Source organism: Dietzia sp. Cai40, from assembly GCF_014145165.1.
Taxonomy (GTDB): domain Bacteria; phylum Actinomycetota; class Actinomycetes; order Mycobacteriales; family Mycobacteriaceae; genus Dietzia; species Dietzia natronolimnaea.
This window is the reverse complement of record NZ_JAALEB010000238.1, coordinates 1-4,010: the sequence shown is the minus strand read 5'-3', so window position 1 is coordinate 4,010 and position 4,010 is coordinate 1. Positions and strand designations below refer to the sequence as shown.

Below are 4,010 nucleotides of genomic sequence, written 5' to 3'. Positions count from 1 at the left end.
GCGGGGCGGCGGCCGGCGGCGGGAAGAGGCTGTCCGCCCAACGCTGCCACCCGGCGGTGAGCACGTCGCGGTCGAACTCGTCGCCGAAGTAGTAGTGGACGACGGTGACCATGCCCCACGCGCCGTCGCCGCTGAAGAAATGGGCGCCGCTGTTGCTGCGGATGCCGAGATTCCCCGGTTCGGCCACCTCCACCACGCCGTCGATCGGGTCGAGCCCATCGGGTGTCAGGTGCACGGTGTCGCCGACCGCCGGCTGTCGGTCGATCCCCAGCGCGTCGTTGAACCGCGCCCAGATGCCATCCTTGTCGAGGTCGCTGAACGCGATGATCGACACGGTGGCCGGCGGCAGGCCGCGGAAGTGGTCGAAGTAGCGGCGGAGATTGGCCAGGAACCCGTCCCAGCCGTGGCTGTGGTACTCGGCCTCCCAGTCCTCGCCGGTGATTCCGCTGTGGATGAGCCGCAGCACGGCTCCGCCGCCGTCCCTGCCCTCGACGAGGAACTCCACGACCTCCGTCTGGCCGTCCGCAGAGGACGAGTACCGCCGCCCGGGCTCCCACTCCCGGACCGTGGCCTCGGAGATGTTGCCGGACCCGAAGTCGGACACGACGCGGGCGCCGACGCCCCCCTCCGGCGGGTCGAACCGGTGCGGCACGAACCAACACGCCATACCCTCACCTGTGGCGACGGCCTCCCACACCTCCTCCGGCGTGGCGTCGAGCTCGATGGACTTCTCGATCCGCTTGGGCTGGTCAGACATCGTCCTTCTCCTCACTCTCAGATGGGTCGGTTCGCCCGGATGGATCGGTGGGCCCGGATGAGTCGGTTCGCCCGGATGGCCCGGCGCCCCCGGATGAGTCGGTGCTCCCGGGTGGGACGGCGTGCATCCCCACGATGAGCCGGTGTCGGCGGCTCCCATCGGAGGAGTCGTCGTGGTACCTGGACACGAGCCTGGTCACCGCGTCGGTGAGTTCGTCGGCGAACGCCGCGCGGTCGGCCGGGGTGGCGAAGCACACCTCGCCGTCGAGACCGAACGTCCCGACCCGCTTGCCGGTCCGGCGCGCCCCGACGACCAGTTCACCCACCTCGCGCACCATCCGTGAGGCCAGCGCGAGCAGCCATCGTGGGGACGCCTGGTCGCTGTCGGCGCCGACGACCGGCTGGGTCCGTCCCATCACCCCGGGAGAGACGACGTACGACGACGACGAGGCCCTCAGGATCCGTTCGTGGACGTTCCCCCGCCGTCGCTCCTCGACCAGTTCGACCAGCCCGTGCTTCTCGAGCTGCCGCAGGTGATAGTTGAGCTTCTGCCTCGGTACACCCAGCCGGGCGGCGAGCGTGGTGGCCGACCCCGGCTCGGAGAGTTCGGCCAACAGGCGCGTGCGGATCGGGGCCAGGGCGGCGGTCGCCACCTCTGCGCTGTCGATCACGCCGATGTCCTGCATGCCCCCGGCCTCCTGTGTTGGTTGGCACCCAGCCTCCTGCCGACAAACTTTTTTGTCAAGGAGTGTTTCCCCGTCGGCACTCGACCGCCCGGGGGTGGACGCCCCCGGGCCGGACCCGATCAGTCGGCCGGAGGTCAGCGCTCGCCTACGCTCGGATCCATGTGTATCCACCACGGCACCGCCACCCTCGCCGGCTCCGTGACCCCTCCCGATCCCGCGCACGAGGCGGCACAGGTGCGGGCTCTGTGGGAGCCGCTGGGTCTTCCGGGGATCATCGACGTCCACACGCACTTCATGCCCGACCGCGTGATGGCCAAGGTGTGGGACTACTTCGACGCCGCCGGCCCCAAGATCGGCCGGACGTGGCCGATCACCTACCGGGAGGCCGAGGACGAGCGGGTCGCCCGCCTGAGGTCCTACGGCGTACTGGCGTTCTCGTCGATGCTGTACCCGCACAAGGCGGACATGGGGGCGTGGCTCAACTCGTGGTCGGCGGACTTCGCCTCTCGGCACCCCGACTGCCTGCACACCGCGACCTTCTTCCCCGAGCCGACCGCGGGTGACTACGTCCGCGACGCGATCGAGGCCGGGGCCCGGGTGTTCAAGTCACACATCCAGGTGGGCGAGTACGACCCTCGCGATCCGCTGCTGGACCCGGTGTGGGGCCGACTCGCGGAGGCGCAGGTGCCCACGGTGATCCACTGCGGGAGCGGTCCCGTGGCGGGACCCTTCACGGGCCCGGAGCCGGTCGCGGACGTGCTCGAGCGGTTCCCGGATCTGCCGTTGATCATCGCCCACATGGGCATGGGTGAGTACTCGGAGTTCCTGGACCTGGCCGAGCGGTACAGCGGCGTCTACCTGGACACGACCATGGCGTTCACCGACTTCGTCGAGGAGATCAGCCCGTTCCCTGCCTCGGAGCGCGGGCGGCTCGCCGATCTGGGGCACAAGATCCTGCTGGGGACCGACTTCCCCAACATCCCCTACCCGTTCGCGCACCAACTCGACGCCCTGGCGGGACTCGGGATGGGCGACGACTGGCTACGGGCGGTGTGGCACGGGAACGCCGCGAGGCTCTTCGACCTCTGACAGACCGGTCCGGCCCGCCGCGCCGCTGTCGGGCCCCGGCATCCGCTGTTCCGCCGGTTCGGGAGACGGTTCGGGGAACGGTTGGGGAGCCCGGGGCTCACTCTGCTCGGGACGGAGGACGCCTCCCGACCGCGCGGGCTGGGAGGGTCCGCCGGACAGGATTCGGCGGCCGGACAGGGCGCTGCCCAGGGTCAGCTCGTCCGCGAACTCGAGATCCGCACCCATGGGCAGGCCTGAGGCCAGACGGCTCACCACGAGTTCGGGGAACGGCCGCAGCAACCTGGCCAGGTACGTGGAGGTGGCCTCGCCGGTGGTGTTGGGGTCGGTCGCGATGATGATCTCCGCGATCTCCTCGCCCTCGAACTCCTCCCCGACTCTCCTCATCAGACCGGCGATGCGCAGCTCGTTGGGCCCGATGCCGTTGATGGGATCGAGCGCGCCACCGAGCACGTGGTAGAGCCCGCGGAACTCGCGGGTGCGCTCGATGGCCTCGATGTCCTTGGGCTCCTCGACCACACAGATGAGCGTGGGGTCGCGCCGCGGGTCGGAGCAGATGCGGCAGCGTTCGGCCGCCGACACCGTGCCGCAGACCTCGCAGTACGTGACGCCGTCGACCACCGCCTGCAGCGCGGAACGCAGCCGCTCCACCGACTCCGGCTCCGCCTGCAGGAGGTGGAAGGCCAGCCGCTGCGCGGACTTCGGACCGACGCCCGGCAGTTTGCCGAACTCGTCGATCAGGTTCTGGACTGGTCCCTCGTACATCGCCGTTCCTGTGCTGTGTCGTTCCCGGCGACGGATGCGCCGCCGGGTGGCGGGTCCCGGATATCCCCGGGTCCCGCCGGGCTCACATGCCCAGGCCGCCCATCATGTCGCCGAGGCCGCCGCCGGAGGCCAGGGGGCCGAGCCGCGACTCGGCGAGCTGCTGGACCTTGGTGTGGGCGTCGCCGAACGCACCGACGAGCAGATCCTGGAGCGTCTCGATGTCCTCGGGGTCCACGACCTTAGGGTCCACCGTGACCCCGGTGACCTCACCGGTGCCGCGCATGGTGACGGTGACGAGGCCGCCACCGGCCTGGCCGTCGACCGTGCTCGCGGCGATCTCCTGCTGCGCCTGGGCGAGCTGGGCCTGCATCTGCTGGGCCTGCTCGAGGAGGGCGTTCATGTCGGGTCCGGGCTGCATGGCGGGTCCTTTCGGCTGGTGCCTCATCTAAGCCGGGGCGGCCCCGGTCGGTCGGAACCCAGGGTAACCGCACCATCGGACAGCGTGCCCCGCCGCGCGGCGGGCCGGGCCGCTCAGCGCTCGAGCGGACGAGCCCCGAGGTGCTCCTTGAGCAACTGCAGAGCGATGTCCTCGCCGGTCCGGTGATCGATGTTCTGCGGCCCACTGCGGGCCTCGTCCACCATCTCCTCCTCGCTCACCGGGGGTGGTGGCGGACCGTCGGGCTCCCCGGCCTCCGGCTCGGGCTCCTCGGGCGGCGG

At 70.7% G+C, this 4,010-nt stretch carries 5 protein-coding genes and 1 pseudogene; 1 reads left to right on the top strand and 5 read right to left on the bottom strand.

The window, feature by feature from the left end; translation table 11 throughout:
* Together G6022_RS09880 and G6022_RS09875 are read right to left on the bottom strand one after the other, a co-directional pair.
* Positions 1–757, bottom strand: a 757-nt coding sequence (locus G6022_RS09880) for an SRPBCC domain-containing protein (protein ID WP_182691469.1), incomplete at its 3' end; no start/stop codon positions are given.
* Positions 750–1,442: a helix-turn-helix domain-containing protein gene (locus G6022_RS09875; protein WP_095717159.1), complete on the bottom strand. Its 693-nt coding sequence runs from the start codon at positions 1,440–1,442 to the stop codon at positions 750–752. The genes G6022_RS09880 and G6022_RS09875, both read right to left, overlap by 8 nt.
* Positions 1,443–1,601: 159 nt before the next feature.
* Between G6022_RS09875 and G6022_RS09870 the strand changes: the two genes are divergently transcribed.
* The gene (locus tag G6022_RS09870; protein ID WP_095717158.1) at positions 1,602–2,531 is read left to right on the top strand and encodes an amidohydrolase family protein; all 930 of its coding nucleotides are present in this window, start codon (positions 1,602–1,604) and stop codon (positions 2,529–2,531) included.
* Positions 2,532–2,687: 156 nt separating this feature from the next.
* Here the strand turns inward: G6022_RS09870 and recR are convergent.
* From recR to G6022_RS09855, 3 genes and pseudogenes are all read right to left on the bottom strand, one after another.
* Positions 2,688–3,293 (bottom strand): annotated as a pseudogene (gene recR, locus G6022_RS09865) (recombination mediator RecR); the annotation flags it as partial.
* An 82-nt stretch (positions 3,294–3,375) separates the two neighbouring features.
* Positions 3,376–3,711, bottom strand: coding sequence for a YbaB/EbfC family nucleoid-associated protein (locus tag G6022_RS09860; RefSeq protein WP_095717156.1), 336 nt, complete (start codon positions 3,709–3,711; stop codon positions 3,376–3,378).
* 113 nt (positions 3,712–3,824) lie between these two features.
* Positions 3,825–4,010, bottom strand: a 186-nt coding sequence (locus G6022_RS09855) for a hypothetical protein (protein WP_182691467.1), incomplete at its 5' end; no start/stop codon positions are given.

Excerpts from the sequence above, each read along its gene's own strand:
- G6022_RS09870 (WP_095717158.1), top strand. The coding sequence starts at position 1,602 with ATGTGTATCCACCACGGCACCGCCACCCTCGCCGGCTCCGTGACCCCT.
- G6022_RS09860 (WP_095717156.1), bottom strand. The coding sequence starts at position 3,711 with ATGCAGCCCGGACCCGACATGAACGCCCTCCTCGAGCAGGCCCAGCAG.
- G6022_RS09875 (WP_095717159.1), bottom strand. The coding sequence starts at position 1,442 with ATGCAGGACATCGGCGTGATCGACAGCGCAGAGGTGGCGACCGCCGCC.